Here is a 17,612-nt window from a genome sequence, read left to right as displayed (position 1 = left end):
AGTTTAAAGATCCTAAAACATACACATTTCTATATTAATTAGTATTAGACGGTGTGACACTATAAAGTGAAACTTCAATCATAATCAGTGACGTTTCTCTTCATCCCCCACTGATTATCCCATTCTAGTGTCGCTAGGTTTTAAAGCGACACTACGAACCCGGTTTGACAATCACAGACTAAGTACGCAGTGTCCGTTAGGCTTTCGTCTGTGTGACCCACATCCTTGGGAGCAAACTTTACCCTGCTCACGCATCGGTAAGTTTCACTGACACTAATCGGGCTTTTACTGCCCGTTAATGTGGGATAAATAGTTTCAGTTATTTGGAGGAAAATATGAGAAAAATTAAAGAAATTATTGTTGTAGAAGGTAAAGATGATACCGTTGCAATAAAGCGGGCTGTCAACGCTGATACCATTGAAACAAATGGGTCTGCTATTAATAAATCAGTGATTGATCAAATAACACTTGCTCAGCAAACGAGGGGCGTTATTATTTTTACTGATCCAGATTTTCCTGGACAGAAAATACGGAACACAATCACTGAACAAGTACCGGGATGCAAGCATGCATTCTTATCTAAGGAGCAGGCGTTGCCAAAGACAGGTAGGGGACTCGGTGTTGAGCACGCATTACCTGAAGCGATTCGCAATGCATTGAAGGAAGCTCAAACAATGGATGAGGATGCAAGTGAAGAGATTTCCAAGGAAGAGCTAATCGAAGCAGGATTGATTGGCGGAGAAGGTGCACGGGAAAGAAGAGAGCAGCTTGGACTTTTATTGAAAATCGGATTTACAAACGGGAAACAGTTACATAAAAGGCTGAAGATGTTCCAAATCTCAAGAGATGATTTTTATCATGCAATTAACAAGATGGATCAGGAGGAAAAACATGCATAAGGATATAGCAACACCGATTCGTACACAGGAAATTTTAAAAAAGTACGGTTTTGCGTTTAAAAAGAGTCTGGGTCAAAATTTTTTAATTGATACGAATATATTACGAAGAATTGTGGAACACGCTGAATTGACTGAAGCGAGTGGTGCTATTGAAATTGGACCAGGAATAGGTGCATTGACGGAGCAACTCGCGAAGAGTAGTAAAAAAGTGACAGCCTTTGAAATTGATCAGCGTCTTCTACCTATTTTAAAAGACACATTATCACCCTACAATAATGTAACTGTCATCCATGAAGATATTCTAAAAGCGGATGTGGAGAAAGTAATAGCAGAAGAATTTATAGGTATCGACGATGTAATGGTCGTAGCGAACCTTCCCTATTATGTAACGACACCAATCATTCTGAAATTATTGACAGAAAATTTACCAATTCGCGGATTGGTTGTGATGCTACAGAAAGAAGTGGCAGATCGTATTGCTGCTAAACCGGGAACGAAAGAATACGGCTCTTTATCAATCGCGATTCAATATTACACGGAAGCTGAAACGGTTATGATTGTTCCAAAAACGGTGTTTATGCCACAGCCAAATGTAGATTCAGCTGTCATTCGATTAGTGAAAAGAGCAAAACCGATTGTTGAAGTAAAAGATGAAGAATTTTTCTTTACAGTGACCCGTTCAAGCTTTGCACAGCGTAGGAAGACCATTCTTAATAATTTAACGAGCCAACTACCTGATGGGAAATCTAAAAAAGATCAAATTCTAAAAGCGTTGGGACATACCGGAATAGACCCAACAAGACGAGGAGAAACCTTATCTATTGAAGAATTCGGCAGACTAAGTGATGAACTCCTTCTTTATTTTAAATAAACCAGAGTAAGAAGAGGTTGCCCCAAAACGAAAGGTCAGACCAAATATCCCTATATATCGTTTAAGACGTGAACATGACATAAACGGTGTATAGAGTGTGAGGTCACTTTTGGGACAACCTCTTTTTCTGTGGAAAAGGGGCGGGGCTTTGAAATATGTCCGCACCTGCATAAGGTTATACAATTTGAGAACCCGAAATTTATTTCAACATTAGGTTGGGCAGACACCCATGGATGTTTTTTATGTGTTTTGCTATCTAGCTAAAAGCCGTCTAATACCTCTAGTCATACGTTCTTATGTTAAACCTAGGTGCATGTACTTTTCCAATATTACGAATTGGCCATATGGACATTTCACAAATCGAGATGAGCATGCATAGTGTAAAAGGAATGAAAATCTGACAAGACATGATGTTATCTTGTCACGAGGTGAGAGTATGAATTTACGAGTGAATGATATTGTCGGAAGATCATCATATGGGTGTGACATTTTATTCAGAGTGATTGACATACATTTAGTGGATGGAAGCCAGGTTGCAATCCTATACGGTGAGGATATCCGCTTAATTGCAGATGCGCCTTTTAGCGACTTAATTAAAATTAATGAAGAAGAAAGGCAAACCCGGCAAAAAACAAGCGAGGCTCTCCAAGAACAATCGTATCATTTATTTAACCAAGATAAACAGTTACAAACAGAGAAAAGTAATTACCAATTAAGCGATGGGTATCGGTATAATGGGGAGTTTTTTCAAATTCCGGGAAAAGTGTTGCATATTGATGGGGATGCCTCGTATTTAAATAAATGCCTTACATTATATGAAAAGATTGGAGTTCCAGTAAAAGGAGTTTATTGTAATGAGAAAGAGATGCCTATCCGCATTGGTAGTCTTATTGATCAATATCGTCCAGACATCTTGGTTATTACAGGTCATGATGCATATTCGAAGTCCAAAGGTCCTCTTCAGGACATAAATGCTTATCGGCACTCTAGGCATTTTGTGCAAACGGTGCGAGAAGCAAGAAATAAAATCGCACACCTTGATCAACTTGTTATTTTTGCTGGGGCTTGTCAATCACATTTCGAGTCGTTAATTCAAGCAGGTGCCAATTTTGCGAGTTCACCATCAAGAGTGAATATACATGCGTTAGATCCTGTGTATATAGTCGCTAAAGTCAGCTTCACGCCATTTACCGACTATATTCATGTATGGGATGTGCTTAGAAATACATTAACGGGTGAAAAGGGACTCGGGGGTATTGAAACGAGAGGAGTTCTTAGAACCGGTATGCCATATAATATCAATAAAGATGAATAAAAGGGAGGTCCAAAAGCAAAGGGTCAGAACCTCGCAACAACTAACCACAGTATAAGTCACGTGTATGAAACACGAATACTGATTTAAAGTGTGAGGTCAGACCCTTATGAGACACCCTTTTGTTTTTATCCGAATGGAAGTGGGGCACGTAGTCATTCTACCTAGGTTATGGAGAATTATAAATAGTGCTTCAACACAGCAGTCTTATTAAAGTTGCTTTGTGTTCATCTGTCCTTAAACTCGGGTCGTGCCGTTTAACGTAGCGCGATATGGGTTTATATGGACAAGATTGGAAGCGTAAGGTTTACATAATTTTTCTAAATAATAGAGATAATAAAAAATGTATTTAAATTATTACGTATTTACATAAAAAAATATTGACAAACAAATTTAAATGCTGATATAATTTATTATTTTGTTTGACCTTATTGCTGGTTTGTGATATACTAAACTTAGTGAGGTGGACCGAAATGCCAAAAACTTTAGCGGATATTAAAAATTCACTAGACTCCAATTTGGGGAAACGGTTGCTCTTAAAAGCAAACGGCGGAAGAAGAAAAACTGTTGAACGTTTTGGTACGTTAGCAGAGACTTATCCGGCTGTCTTTGTGATTGAGCTCGATCAGGATGAAAATGCGTTCGAAAGAGTATCTTACAGCTATGCAGATGTATTAACGGAAACAGTAGAATTAACATTTTTGAATAAACAGCAAGAAATGTAACTTTAAGTGGCAGCAAACTATTGTTTGCTGTTTTTTTTATTGTCTAGCGCACTATACGAAGTCTATCCCTTATTAACGGGCAGTATGACTTACAAGTTAAAGTTTTATTTTATTATGCTAAATACTTTTCTGGCTTTATATGATGAAAAAGAGAAATAAAATTTCCAAATGGATAAATAAGGAGTTCATGTTTTATTTCTGAATGTAGAAACTAGAATTGTGCAGCATGATAAAAAGGGGCTGATTCGTTTGGGCAGAAGAAAAGGCATCATGTCACCAGGTCTTAAAGAAGAATTAGCTAAGGAATTGGGGTTTTATGATGTTGTCCAAAAGGAAGGCTGGGGAGGAATACGAGCACGCGATGCGGGTAATATGGTTAAACTTGCTATCGAAATGGCTGAGCGCCAATTGATGGAGAAAAGATAATCAAGCATGGTTGAGCGAATTTTACCGAACACTTAATAAATCATCGCTGCACATTAGTTTATAAAGCCAGACCCTTTATCCACTTATGGAGTCTAACAAAATGTTAGATGGCCATGCGGATAGGTCTGGCTTTTTATCCCATGAAAACCTGATTTGAGAAATACAGTGAAACTTACTGATACGTAAGCAGAGGTAAAGTTTGCACCTACAGAATGTGGGGCACACAGAAGATAGACTAAAGGACGTCGCATATTTAGTCTATCTTCTGTGATTCATTGAGTTAGGTTAGTAGTGTCGCTTTATCGAAGATTTAGCGAAGACCTCATTGATTGTAGTTTCATTTTATCACTACCTCAATATCACCTTTAAAACATTTCTTATTTTCGTTGTAGTTTTGAATAGTATGCATTGAAATTACCATGAAAAAACCTTTAGAATGAAATCAAATATGATAAAATAGGACAAGAACTTTAGAAGAACGTAAAAGTAGGTGGAAATATTGAAGCTTATGGAGAAAGCGCCGGCTAAGATTAATTTAGCATTGGATGTGCTTTTTAAGCGGCCGGATGGATACCATGAGGTGGAAATGATCATGACGACGGTCGATTTGGCAGATAGAATTGAACTGAAGGAGATCGGTGGAAATCAAATCGAAATTCTATCACATAATCGTTTTGTTCCTGATGATCATCGGAATTTAGCTTATCAAGCAGCATACGTATTAAAGCAACGATATGGAATTAACACAGGGGTTCAAATTGCTATAGAAAAAAATATCCCTGTAGCAGCTGGTTTAGCTGGAGGTAGCAGTGATGCGGCAGCTACTCTTAGAGGGTTGAATAAACTTTGGAAATTAAATTTATCTATGGACGAGCTTGCTGAAATTGGCGCAGAGATTGGTTCAGATGTTTCATTTTGCGTTTATGGCGGTACTGCTTTAGCAAAAGGGAGAGGCGAGAAAATTGTACAGTTACCTGCTCCACCTAAATGTTGGGTAGTCCTAGCTAAGCCTACAATTGGAGTATCTACCGCCGATATTTATCGAAGACTCCAGGTTGGGAACATTAGCCATCCAAATATTAAGGAAATGATCTCTGCGATTGAAAACAATAGCTATGATAGAGTATGCAATGGGCTTGGGAATGTACTTGAACAAGTTACATTGCAATTATATCCTGAGGTTGCGAATATTAAGTCACAAATGAAAAACTTTGGTGCAGATGCGGTGTTAATGAGTGGAAGCGGGCCCACGGTGTTTGGTCTAGTAGAACATGATTCCCGTATGCAGCGAATTTATAATGGCTTGCGTGGCTTTTGCGATCAAGTATATGCAGTTAGGATGTTAGGTGATTTAAGTGCTATTGAATAAAATCGGACGTTAGTGTTATATTTATTACATAATATTCGTTTTTTTGGCGAGGAGTGTTAAAATGAAATTTAAGCGTAGCGAGAGGCTTATTGATATGACAAATTATTTACTTGCTCATCCCGGCCGCTTGGTGTCGCTCACTTTTTTTGCCGAAAGATACAGTTCGGCAAAGTCATCAATTAGTGAAGATTTAACCATTATTAAAGACACGTTCGAACAGAGAGGAATTGGAACGTTAACGACAGTACCTGGAGCTGCAGGTGGTGTAAAATACTTGGTAGGCATTAAGTCAGATGAAGCAACCGCTTTTATCGATCATCTTTGCAGTATTATAGCGAGCCCTGAACGTCTGTTGCCAGGTGGATATTTATATATGACAGATATTTTGGGTCACCCAGAGACAGTTAATATGATTGGTCGAATTATTGCTGCGGCTTACGCTGATAAGCAGGTAGAAGTCATCATGACCATGGCCACAAAAGGAATTCCATTAGCTTATGCAGTTGCAAATTATTTAAATGTTCCAGTTGTGATTGTTCGGAGAGATAACAAAGTAACGGAAGGGCCTACGGTTAGTATTAATTATGTATCTGGATCATCTAAACGTATTCAGACAATGGTTCTTTCAAAAAGAAGTCTAGAGGAAGGGTCTAATGTCCTGATTGTCGATGATTTTATGAAAGCCGGCGGTACTGTTAAAGGGATGGTTAGCTTACTAGATGAGTTCAAAGCAACTCTTGCTGGAATTACTGTTTTTGTGGAGTCAGAAGAAATAGAAGAACGCCTTATCGATCAATTTGTTTCTTTAATAAAATTAACAGAAGTAGATGAACGTGATAAAATAATCTCAGTATCAAGAGGTAATTATTTAAATAATTGAATGATAAAGGAGAGGGCATGATGAAATCTATCCATACTAACGAGGCACCTGCTGCAATTGGTCCATATTCACAAGGAATTATCGTCAATAATCTTTTTTTTAGTTCAGGACAAATTCCACTTACAGCGGAAGGGGAAATGGTAACGGGTGATGTTAGAGAACAAACTCACCAAGTATTTAACAATCTGAAGGCTGTATTAAAAGAAGCTGGTGCTTCCTTGGAAACTGTTATTAAAGCGACCGTTTTCATTAAGAGCATGGACGACTTTAGCAGTATTAATGAAGTATATGGTGAATATTTTTCAACTCATAAGCCGGCACGTTCTTGTGTAGAGGTAGCTCGCCTTCCTAAAGACGCTTTAATTGAAATTGAAGTAGTTGCGCTCGTTAAATAATACGGGCGTTTTTTTTATGAATAAAAGTAGTACCTTGTTTTTCAGGCAAGTTTTTGCTGTATACATAAGCAGGCTCCAAATTTCGCTACATATCTTTATTTTTGTTGTAACCATCTTACTACCCCCCTATTAAATCCTAATAATAACAATAAAAGAAAAAATATAAATATTATTTACATTTTTTAAAAAAATAGCATTTTAAAAAAGGAGAATACGTTATCCTTGTTGAATATATATTCTAAGTTTTTAATTTATTTAAGGTGGTGAACAGGAATGGAAGTAACTGACGTAAGATTACGCCGCGTAAATACTGATGGTCGAATGAGGGCTATCGCCTCTATTACTTTGGATAATGAATTTGTTGTCCATGATATTCGTGTGATTGATGGTAATAATGGTCTTTTCGTTGCAATGCCTAGTAAAAGAACGCCGGATGGAGAATTCCGCGATATCGCCCATCCAATTAATTCTTCAACACGTGGTAAAATCCAGGAAGCTGTTTTAGCGGAATATCATCGCTTAGGAGAATTGGAAGTTGAATTAGAAGAAGCTGGAGCAGGAGCTTCGTAAAATAATTTAAATGGAATAGCATCAGGAGCCTACTTCAAAAGTAAGGCTCTTTTTAGTGTTTATTCAAGAAGTGCTGTGGATTTTTCAGTTTCCCCCTATACCCTCATTGGCATATAGAAAAAATTTCCCTAATAAAATTTGTTAATAGCGCTAAAAAAGTCTTTAGAAAAGTATATAATAAAGAGAGACTTATTTGTGACTAATTGAGCAAGTTGATTTGGTACTCAAACTTATGAAATATAGAATATCCTTAAACATGATACCGTGCGTTAATCTTCAAAAGGGATGCGCATAGTGAAGTCAAGCTGCAATAGGGGCATTATTCTGGCTTTGCAAGGTGTGTATAATTTGATGAAGTCGCTGGGAGAGTAGGATATGTCATAGAAGCAATGAGATAGGAAAGTTGCGTTTCAGCTTTTCTTGTTGAAAACTATACCTATTTAAGATAATATTTTTAATGGATAAAAAGGTAAAGATGGAGGCCTGTTATGATGAATCGCTATGCAGTCATTTTGGCGGCAGGACAAGGTACCAGAATGAAATCTAAACTATACAAAGTCTTGCATCCTGTATGTGGCAAACCAATGGTCCAACATGTTGTGGATCAGGTTAGTCAATTACAAATAGAAGAGATTGTAACTGTTACTGGACATGGAGCGGAAAAGGTTCAGGAACAGCTTGGTTCTGCATGTGTGTATGCCCTGCAAGCAGAACAGTTAGGGACGGCTCATGCTGTGATGCAAGCTGATCATATGCTGGGTGAAAAGGACGGAACGACCATTGTTGTTTGTGGAGATACACCGTTAATTAAAGCGGACACTATGGAAGCCTTGATGAAGATTCATGAAGAAACGAATGCAAAAGCGAGTATTCTGACAGCCCTAGCGACAAACCCAGATGGGTACGGTCGTATTATTCGAAATGAAGCGGGTCTTGTTGAGAAAATTGTGGAGCATAAAGATGCGAATGATTTAGAACGAAATGTGAAGGAAATTAATACGGGTACGTATTGTTTTGATAACAAAGCTTTATTTACAGCCTTACAAAAAGTGTCTAATGATAATTCACAAGGTGAATATTACCTTCCGGATGTCATTGAAATTTTAAAATCTCAAGGAGAGATTGTTACGGCTTATCAAACGGAAGATTTTAATGAGACGATGGGTGTCAATGATCGAGTTGCTTTGTCACAAGCAGAGAAGTTGATGCGTCAGCGTATTAATGAAGGCCATATGCGAAGTGGTGTGACTATTATTGACCCTGAAAATACGTATATAGAAGCAGATATTACAATTGGCTCAGATACTATCATTTACCCAGGATCGATCATTAAAGGAAACAGTATGATCGGGAGCGATTGTATCATTGGACCTCATACAGAAATTGATAATTGTCATATAGGTAACAGCTCAATTTTGAGACAATCAGTAGCTTCTGACAGTAGCATTGGTGATCATGTTAATATAGGTCCCTTTGCGCATATCCGTCCACAATCGGATATTAAGGATGAAGTGAAAATCGGCAATTTTGTTGAGATTAAGAAAACAGTTTTTGGTAAGGGAAGCAAAGCATCACATCTAAGTTACATTGGAGATGCTGAAGTTGGAGAAGATGTAAATATAGGCTGTGGTTCCATTACAGTTAATTACGATGGTTATAATAAACACTTAACCAAAATTGAAGATGAAGTCTTTATAGGCTGTAATTCTAATTTGGTGGCACCTGTAACTGTAGGAAAAGGCGCATATGTTGCTGCTGGGTCTACGATTACTTCGGATGTACCAGGGAATGCCTTGTCCATTGCTCGTGCTCGTCAAGTTAATAAAGAAGATTATATTAAGAATCTGAAATTTAATAAATAACCTGTGGAGGTCATCATGTCAAATCAGTATTTAGATCCAAATTTAAAAGTTTTTTCTTTAAATTCAAACCTTGGTTTAGCGGAAGAAATTGCAGAAGTGATTGGCGTAGAGCTGGGTAAATGCTCTGTTACTCATTTTAGTGATGGTGAAATTCATATTAATATCGAGGAAAGCATCCGTGGTTGTGATGTCTATGTAATCCAATCAACAAGTGATCCTGTAAATGAGCACTTGATGGAAGTATTGATTATGATTGATGCTTTGAAACGTGCCTCTGCAAAAACAATTAATATCGTTATGCCATATTATGGATATGCTCGTCAGGATCGTAAAGCGCGTGCTCGTGAACCTATTACAGCTAAGCTTGTAGCTAATTTATTAGAAACGGCTGGGGCGCACCGTGTAATTGCATTAGATCTGCATGCTCCACAAATCCAAGGATTCTTTGACATTTTGATTGACCACATGCAGGCTGTACCTATTTTAGCCGATTACTTTGAGGGTAAAAATTTGAAAGATGTTGTCGTTGTCTCTCCAGACCACGGTGGGGTTACGCGTGCCCGTAAGTTGGCAGATCGCTTAAAAGCTCCAATTGCTATTATCGACAAACGCCGTCCACGTCCAAATGTGGCAGAGATTATGAATATTGTCGGGAACATTGAAGGGAAAACGGCAATTCTAATTGATGATATTATCGATACAGCGGGTACAATTACTTTAGCTGCTAACGCTCTTGTTGAAAATGGGGCGACAGAAGTGTATGCGTGTTGTACACACCCAGTTTTATCGGGACCTGCTATTGATAGAATCAAAAATTCAAAAATCAAAGAATTGGCTGTAACTAACTCTATTGCTTTATGTGAAGAGAAAAAAATAGATAAAGTTGTACAATTATCAGTGGCTCCATTAATTGCGGAAGCAATTATCCGTGTTCATGAAGAGCAATCTGTTAGTACTTTATTTGATTAATAAAAAACCGCAGAGATTATAGTCTGAGCTCCATATATGGGATTCAGAAAAAATACATTTATGCCGTAGCCAGTTCTCGATATTTAATCGGGGGCTGGTTATTTAGTTTTATTTGGGTTCTTACATGTTAAATTAATTAATATATTCTTTCACTATTTCTGTGAGTTTACCTATCCCTTTATTAAAATGTATTTTTTTCCCCACAGGCTGTTCAAGCCTATGAGTTTCTCCATTCCTATACCACTGTATCCATATCCTTACTTGGTTACTACTTTTAATACCTAGTACATCACTAATTCGGTAGAAGAATGACCATTTTTATAGCTTCCCATTTTATTTCGGCTGGATAATGCACTCTTGTCCCCATAAAAAAACACCTCTTATGTCATATAGTTTTATCTATGTGACATAAGAGGTGTTTTTCCTTTATCCAATCTAAGGGTTCAGTTTATTATTTCCTTGCTGTTTTTTTTATGTTTTCAAAAAAATGTTTAGAAATTTCAAATTAAGGGCAATTTTTATAGAGAGGAACTATGAGTTTTGATTAGAAAGGCGGAATGAGATAAATGAGTAATGTATTAGTAGCGAAAGAGCGAGTAAAATCTCAAGGGTCCATATTACGTCAATTAAGATTGAGTGGCGAGATTCCTGCGGTTGTGTACGGTAACAACAACGAAAGCACGGCAATCTCGATTAACAGTGGAGACTTCTTTAAGACGATTAAGGAAGTCGGGAGAAATGGAATTATATCTTTAGATGTTGAAGGTCAAAAGAAAAATGTCATGCTTACAGATTATCAACAAGACCCACTTAAAAGTAGTATTTATCATGCTGATTTTCTTATTGTAAATATGTCTACTGAACTGCAGACACATGTCAGAGTTAATCTTGTAGGAGACTCTACGGGTGTTAAAGATGGCGGTGTGTTACAACAAGCTGTTCATGAATTGACGATTACCGCTAAGCCGAATGATATCCCTGAAGCTATCGATGTAGATGTAACAAATTTAGCGGTTGGTGATGTTGTAACAGTAGGAGATGTAAAAGGAAATTATAGGATTACATTTAACCATGAAGATGAAGAAGTTATTGCATCAGTCCTTGCTCCACGCCAAGAAGAGGAAATCAATACAGGTGAGCAGCAAGATGGAGGTATTCCTGAAAACCAAGAAGGTCGTGAAACAAAAGCTTCGCCTGAATCTAAAGGATAAGAGTTCCTTACATGTCGAAAGTTGTTCGACAGGATTCTTGCATATCAAACATTCTGAACATGATATAATAGACGTAACCGTTGAAGGTTGCGTCCTTTTTATTATTGTATAGAAAAGCTCATCCATGATGTTAAATCTTATACTGCTTGCAACTATATGTAGAGATGAGGTAAGATTTTCATAGGATGTTTAAAAATTTAATGTATTGTAATTAAAAGCTGGTGACCTTTTTTTCTGTGGAAAAGGGGTGGGGCTTCGCAAAATCAGCGCGACACCGCCATCTACATAAGATAATTCAGTTTTTAGAACCTGAACCTTTTTCATCGATGGGCTTTAAAGCAGATGCTCATGGATGATTCTAATAAAAGTGAAACTTCAATCAGTGTGGGGAGGTCTTCATCCCCCATTGTTAGTTGAACCAATGAGGCTTTTACGCAGTTTATTCCCCACCTACGCTTCTTCGATTCTTCTAAGCCTTAAGGTGGGGGATTTGACTTCCGTTAATGCGGGATAAATGGAGTGTGAATCATGAAATTGATCGTTGGGCTAGGGAATCCTGGCAGACAATACGAGAAAACAAGACATAATATTGGGTTTGAAGTAATAGATGAGCTTTCGAAAAAGTGGTCGATTCCTTTAGATCAAGCAAAGCATAAAGGGGTTTATGGAATCGGTTCGGTAAATGGTGAAAAGGTCTTGTTGCTAAAGCCACTAACATATATGAATTTATCGGGAGAGTCCATTTCGGCTGTTATGACTTTCTTTAAACTTGAGGTAGAGGATTTAGTCATACTATATGATGATTTAGATTTGCCTGTTGGTAGAATTCGCTTGCGTCAAAAGGGCAGTGCAGGTGGACATAATGGAATTAAATCAACAATTGCTCACCTAGGTATACAAGAGTTCAACCGAATCAGAGTCGGTATCGGTCGACCAGAGGGAAGAATTCCTGTGTCTGACTATGTATTGGGTCGATTTACCGAAGAAGAGTGGACAAAGATTGGAGAGACAATTGAAAAAAGCGCCCTTGCATGTGAGGAATGGTTGAAGTCCCCATTCTTACAAGTTATGAATGAGTATAATCAATCATAATGCTAAAAAAGTTTTGGAGGCTGAATATTATCCCCCTATTTAGGCCAATAATAAGGGTAATCTTTCTAAATTAGGGGGTTAGTTAATGGCTCTCCATTACACATGTAGGCATTGTGGCACTAAGATAGGAACGATAAGTGAAACTATACTACATTCAGAGCAGCTGGGTCTTACCCAACTTAATGATGAGGAACGGCAAGATATGATTGCTTATGATTCAGTGGGGAATGTACATGTGAAAGCAATTTGCGAAGATTGCCACGAAGCATTGCAAAAGAACCCTGACTTGCATCAAAATGATTATATAATTCATTAAGCGGAAGTAAGCTTTGGATCGAAATCCAAAGCATTTTTCCGTTTCAGTATTTTTGAATTGGCTATGTTAAAGCTCATTATTGATTTTGGCACTATGCTGATTGGAACAGAAGGTGTGATACTCCTGCTAAGAAAAGCGAGTCAAAGGGAGACCCCACAGGCGCACAGCCCTGAGGAAGCTCCCGGACCGCCAGCGGAAAGCGAACACCTTACCTTCCAATCAACAGGCAAGTTTATCAGAGCCTTTGAATCAATAAATAATGGAATATATATAGGCAGTAAAATAGTCAGAAAAGGGAGGAGAAGGTGAGATGAATGGTTTACAAAATTTATTCACTAAACATAATGAAGTCCATTCGTTACTAACTGGGATCAATGAAGGACTGAAGGAGCAATTAGTTTCTGGATTATCAGGTTCATCCCGCTCGATGTTAATTGCAGCATTGTATGAAGAAACAGAAAGGCCATTACTGGTTGTTACACATAATCTATTGCAGGCTCAAAAACTTCAGGAAGATTTGGTGAATTTTATTTCCGAAGAGGAGTTGTTTATCTACCCTTCAAACGAATTAATTGCCGCTGAGTTGAGTGTCGCGAGTCCTGAGCTAAGAGCCCAGCGCATAGAGGCTTTAAATTATTGGTCATATGCAAAAAAAGGCGTTGTTATTGTACCAATTCCGGGTTTGCGAAAAATGTTGCCATCAAAAGAATTATGGCAGAAGTATCAATTACACTTTTCATTAGGGACAGATGTTGATTTAGATAGCTTATTACATACTTTCATTACTATGGGGTATTCAAGATCAGAAATGGTTTCATCGCCCGGCGAATTTAGCTTAAGAGGCGGTATTATTGATATTTATCCGATAACCGAGCCCAATCCAATTCGAATTGAATTATTTGATACAGAAATTGATTCAATCCGGACATTTTCGCTCGAGAATCAACGTTCACTTAATAAACTCGACCATATAAAGATTGGCCCGGTGACTGAAAATCTCTTGGAGTCTGAACATTATGAAAGAATCATCGAGTTGCTAGATAGTAAATTAAGCAAAAGTTTAACGAAGATAAAAAATAGTCAAGCTAAGGAACAAATGCTGCAAACGATCTCGCATGAGTTAGAGCAGCTAAAAACGGGGCACAGACCTGATCAAGTCTTTAAATATTTAAGTCTTGCTTATGAAAGACCTACTAGTTTGCTAGATTACATGCCGAGTAATGGGTTAATTATCCTAGATGAGATTAGTCGAATTCAAGAAATTAACGATACACTTGAAAAAGAAGAGGCGGAATGGTACACAAGCTTACTTGAAGCGGGTCAAATAGTACATGATATTCAAATTTCGCACAAGCTCCCCGAGCTTATCGCTCAATCAAGGCAGAAATTGATATACTTATCGTTGTTTTTGCGCCATGTACCGCATACAAACCCGCAAAATATCTTGAATTTTACATGTAAGCAAATGCAAAATTTTCATGGACAAATGAATGTTTTTAAAGCTGAAATCGAACGTTGGAAAAAAGGGAAGTATGCAGTAGTTATTTTAGGTCCTGATGATGAACGGGTAAAAAAACTAGTAGGTGTTTTGGCAGATTATGATATCGATGCTGCGGAACTTTCAGATTCGAGCAAGATTTTACCGGGAAAGGTTCAAATTCTTAAAGGCAGTTTGAATACGGGATTTGAATTACCACTTCAAAAATATGCGGTGATTACGGAGCAGGAATTATTTAATAAAAAAACGAAAAAGTCGGCAAGACGTCAAAAGCTTTCAAATGCTGAAAGGATAAAAAGTTATTCAGAATTGAACGTGGGAGACTATGTGGTTCATGTGAATCACGGAATCGGTAAATATTTGGGTATCGAGACCCTTACGATTAATGGCATTCATAAAGATTATTTGCATCTTCGCTATCAAGCGGATGATAAATTATATGTACCTGTAGATCAAATTAATCTAGTTCAGAAATACGTAGGCTCAGAAGGGAAGGAACCGAAGCTTTATAAATTGGGCGGAAGCGATTGGAAGCGAGTAAAAAACAAAGTTCAGTCCTCTGTTCAAGATATTGCAGATGATCTTATTAAACTTTATGCAGAACGAGAAGAAGCAAAAGGGTATGCCTTCTCCCCAGATGGGGACTTGCAACGTGAATTTGAGAGTGCGTTTGCATATAATGAAACGGATGATCAGCTGCGCTCTATACATGAGATAAAAAAAGACATGGAGCGCGAAAGACCGATGGATCGTTTACTTTGCGGCGATGTGGGATATGGGAAGACGGAAGTGGCGATTCGCGCTGCCTTCAAAGCAATGGCGGACGGAAAACAAGTGGCCTTTCTAGTACCAACTACAATTCTTGCCCAGCAGCATTTTGAGACGCTTCGTGAACGGTTCCAAGACTATCCGATTAATATAGGGCTAATGAGCCGTTTTCGAACAAGAAAGCAACAAATTGAAACGATGAAAGGCCTGAAAGCGGGTACGATAGATGTCGTAGTAGGAACACACAGATTGTTATCAAAAGATATTGAATATCGTGATCTCGGATTACTTATTATTGATGAAGAGCAACGTTTTGGTGTTACTCATAAAGAGAAAATCAAAAAGCTAAAAACAAATGTAGACGTATTGACGTTAACAGCTACGCCTATTCCGAGGACGTTGCATATGTCTATGCTCGGCGTTAGGGATTTATCTGTCATTGAAACACCACCTGAGAATCGTTTTCCGATTCAGACCTATGTAATGGAGTACAACGGTGTTTTAGTAACCGAGGCTATTGAAAGAGAAATGGCAAGAGGAGGGCAGGTTTATTTTCTATACAATAGGGTAGAGGATATTGCAAGAAAGGCAGAAGAAATTTCCATGTTAGTGCCTGATGCCCGAGTCACATATGCGCATGGTCGTATGACAGAACAAGAATTAGAAGCGGTCATGTTTGGTTTCTTAGAAGGAGAATACGATGTGCTAGTCAGTACAACAATTATTGAAACCGGTGTTGATATTCCAAATGTGAATACATTAATTGTACATGACGCTGATCGAATGGGGCTTTCTCAACTTTATCAGCTAAGAGGCCGAGTAGGGCGTTCTAATCGGATCGCCTATGCATTTTTTACCTATCGAAAGGACAAGGTCTTAACGGAGGTAGCTGAGAAGAGGCTTCAATCGATTAAAGAATTTACAGAACTAGGTTCAGGTTTTAAAATCGCTATGCGTGATTTATCAATCCGAGGAGCCGGAAACTTGCTAGGATCTCAGCAACACGGCTTCATTGACTCTGTTGGATTTGATTTATTCTCGGAAATGCTTAAAGAAGCTGTCGAAGCAAAAAGGAACGATAAACCTGTTGAAGAGAAACCAACAATTGAAATTGATGTGGATGTGGATGCTTATATCCCTGATTCGTATATTTCTGATGGTCATCTAAAGATTGAAATGTATAAAAGATTTAGAGGCATCTCCACCTTAGAAGACTTAGATGAATTGAAAGAAGAAATCGTCGATCGTTTTGGGGATTATCCACCTGAAGTAGCCTATTTATTATTAATTTCAGAAATCAAAGTGTATGCAAGTCTTGCGTCTGTTGAAAGCATTAAGCAATTGAAGCAGGAAATTACGATTTTTATTTCTGAAAAGGAAAGTAGTAATATTGATGGACAAAAAGTATTTCATTTGAGTTCGAAGTTTGGTCGTGCAGTTGGGCTAGGTATGGAAGGGAATCGAATGAAGCTAGTGCTTCATTTAAAAGGTATGGACCATGACAAATGGTTAAGTATATTATTCGAACTTGTGAAGGGTCTACAGCATGTCAATAAAGAAAATCAAACGATAAATAAATAAATTGGTACCATAGGTAAACCAACAAAAAAGTAATTTTCTAAGGAAATAAAGAAAAAATTTTTCAAAGTGCATAGAACTTTCCATAAGAAAAATACTATATTCAAGGTCGGTAATGATTTTGTCTTAAATACGAGGTCATTATTAGGAAATCAATTTTGATGAAAGTGAGGCAACATAAGATGAAAGCAACAGGTATAGTTCGCCGAATTGATGATTTAGGAAGAGTGGTAATCCCAAAAGAAATTCGCAGGACCTTGCGTATTCGTGAAGGAGATCCATTAGAAATCTTTGTAGACCGAGATGGAGAAGTTATTTTAAAAAAATATTCACCTATTAGTGAATTAGGAGACTTTGCAAAAGAATATGCAGAGGCATTGTTCGATAGCTTAGGAAATCCTGTATTAATTTGTGACCGTGATACATATATCACAGTTGCAGGAAGTTCGAAAAAAGATTATTTAAATAAAAATGTAAGTGATTTTATTGAAAAAACGATGGATGATCGTAATTCAGTGCTAATTACAGCAAAGACACAAGTTTCATTTGTTGATAACCATGATGAGGAAGTACAATCTTATACAGTATCCCCTATTGTTGCTAATGGAGATCCAATTGGAGCTGTTGTGATCTTCTCTAAGGAAGACACGCTAGGAGAAGTAGAACATAAAGCGGTAGAAACAGCAGCAAGCTTCTTAGCTAGACAAATGGAACAATAATATATGACAGGCATTATACAAATACTAAAAGGACAGCATGCTGCTGTCCTTTTTATGTGTGTGCCAGGCATGGCAACTATCTAGGTGGTGAAAGTCCACTGTGGGGGTACACATCGACTAACCACTAAGGAAGCGCAAGGTACTTATCGCGA

At 37.8% G+C, this 17,612-nt stretch carries 16 protein-coding genes; all 16 read left to right on the top strand.

The features are described from left to right. The first annotated feature begins 335 nt into the window (after positions 1 to 335). Positions 336 to 899 carry a ribonuclease M5 gene (rnmV, locus tag HNP81_RS22010; protein ID WP_182504021.1) on the top strand — a complete coding sequence of 188 codons (564 nt, stop codon included), beginning with the start codon at positions 336 to 338 and terminating at the stop codon, positions 897 to 899. Beyond that, positions 892 to 1,770, top strand: coding sequence for a 16S rRNA (adenine(1518)-N(6)/adenine(1519)-N(6))-dimethyltransferase RsmA (rsmA, locus tag HNP81_RS22005; RefSeq protein ID WP_028390528.1), 879 nt, complete (start codon positions 892 to 894; stop codon positions 1,768 to 1,770). The genes rnmV and rsmA overlap by 8 nt, the downstream gene beginning before the upstream one ends. Before the next feature lie 436 nt (positions 1,771 to 2,206). After that, on the top strand, positions 2,207 to 3,085 hold the full coding sequence (gene yabG, locus HNP81_RS22000) for a sporulation peptidase YabG (protein WP_028390527.1): 879 nt from the start codon (positions 2,207 to 2,209) through the stop codon (positions 3,083 to 3,085). Between the two features lie 470 nt (positions 3,086 to 3,555). Beyond that, the gene (gene veg, locus HNP81_RS21995; RefSeq protein ID WP_028390526.1) at positions 3,556 to 3,807 is read left to right on the top strand and encodes a biofilm formation stimulator Veg; all 252 of its coding nucleotides are present in this window, start codon (positions 3,556 to 3,558) and stop codon (positions 3,805 to 3,807) included. A 249-nt stretch (positions 3,808 to 4,056) separates the two neighbouring features. After that, positions 4,057 to 4,233, top strand: a complete 177-nt coding sequence (locus HNP81_RS21990) for a small, acid-soluble spore protein, alpha/beta type (protein WP_028390525.1) — start codon at positions 4,057 to 4,059, stop codon at positions 4,231 to 4,233. Positions 4,234 to 4,732: 499 nt separating this feature from the next. Beyond that, positions 4,733 to 5,602, top strand: a complete 870-nt coding sequence (gene ispE, locus HNP81_RS21985) for a 4-(cytidine 5'-diphospho)-2-C-methyl-D-erythritol kinase (protein ID WP_182504020.1) — start codon at positions 4,733 to 4,735, stop codon at positions 5,600 to 5,602. A gap of 61 nt (positions 5,603 to 5,663) precedes the next feature. Beyond that, a complete protein-coding gene (gene purR / locus HNP81_RS21980) occupies positions 5,664 to 6,482 on the top strand; it encodes a pur operon repressor (RefSeq protein WP_028390523.1) in 819 nt (272 codons plus the stop codon). A gap of 17 nt (positions 6,483 to 6,499) precedes the next feature. After that, positions 6,500 to 6,877, top strand: coding sequence for a RidA family protein (locus HNP81_RS21975; RefSeq protein WP_182504019.1), 378 nt, complete (start codon positions 6,500 to 6,502; stop codon positions 6,875 to 6,877). Between the two features lie 273 nt (positions 6,878 to 7,150). After that, positions 7,151 to 7,447: a septation regulator SpoVG gene (spoVG, locus tag HNP81_RS21970; protein ID WP_028390521.1), complete on the top strand. Its 297-nt coding sequence runs from the start codon at positions 7,151 to 7,153 to the stop codon at positions 7,445 to 7,447. Positions 7,448 to 7,935: 488 nt separating this feature from the next. After that, positions 7,936 to 9,309, top strand: a complete 1,374-nt coding sequence (gene glmU, locus HNP81_RS21965) for a bifunctional UDP-N-acetylglucosamine diphosphorylase/glucosamine-1-phosphate N-acetyltransferase GlmU (protein WP_182504018.1) — start codon at positions 7,936 to 7,938, stop codon at positions 9,307 to 9,309. Between the two features lie 15 nt (positions 9,310 to 9,324). Then, complete coding sequence (locus HNP81_RS21960) at positions 9,325 to 10,278, top strand: ribose-phosphate diphosphokinase (RefSeq protein ID WP_028390519.1); 954 nt, start codon at positions 9,325 to 9,327, stop codon at positions 10,276 to 10,278. Between the two features lie 566 nt (positions 10,279 to 10,844). Then, on the top strand, positions 10,845 to 11,489 hold the full coding sequence (locus tag HNP81_RS21955; protein WP_182504017.1) for a 50S ribosomal protein L25/general stress protein Ctc: 645 nt from the start codon (positions 10,845 to 10,847) through the stop codon (positions 11,487 to 11,489). 528 nt (positions 11,490 to 12,017) lie between these two features. Next, entirely contained in the window at positions 12,018 to 12,581 is a 564-nt protein-coding gene (gene pth / locus HNP81_RS21950; protein WP_028390517.1) for an aminoacyl-tRNA hydrolase, read from the top strand. Between the two features lie 85 nt (positions 12,582 to 12,666). Then, positions 12,667 to 12,897, top strand: a complete 231-nt coding sequence (fin, locus tag HNP81_RS21945; RefSeq protein WP_182504016.1) for an anti-sigma-F factor Fin — start codon at positions 12,667 to 12,669, stop codon at positions 12,895 to 12,897. A gap of 310 nt (positions 12,898 to 13,207) precedes the next feature. Further along, a complete protein-coding gene (gene mfd, locus HNP81_RS21940; RefSeq protein ID WP_182504015.1) occupies positions 13,208 to 16,744 on the top strand; it encodes a transcription-repair coupling factor in 3,537 nt (1,178 codons plus the stop codon). 179 nt (positions 16,745 to 16,923) lie between these two features. Next, positions 16,924 to 17,460, top strand: coding sequence for a stage V sporulation protein T (gene spoVT / locus HNP81_RS21935; protein ID WP_182504014.1), 537 nt, complete (start codon positions 16,924 to 16,926; stop codon positions 17,458 to 17,460). Positions 17,461 to 17,612 lie beyond the last annotated feature (152 nt).

The sequence above is a fragment of the Peribacillus huizhouensis genome (assembly GCF_014138605.1).
Lineage (GTDB): Bacteria > Bacillota > Bacilli > Bacillales > DSM-1321 > Peribacillus > Peribacillus huizhouensis.
This window is presented reverse-complemented; position numbering and strand designations above follow the sequence as displayed.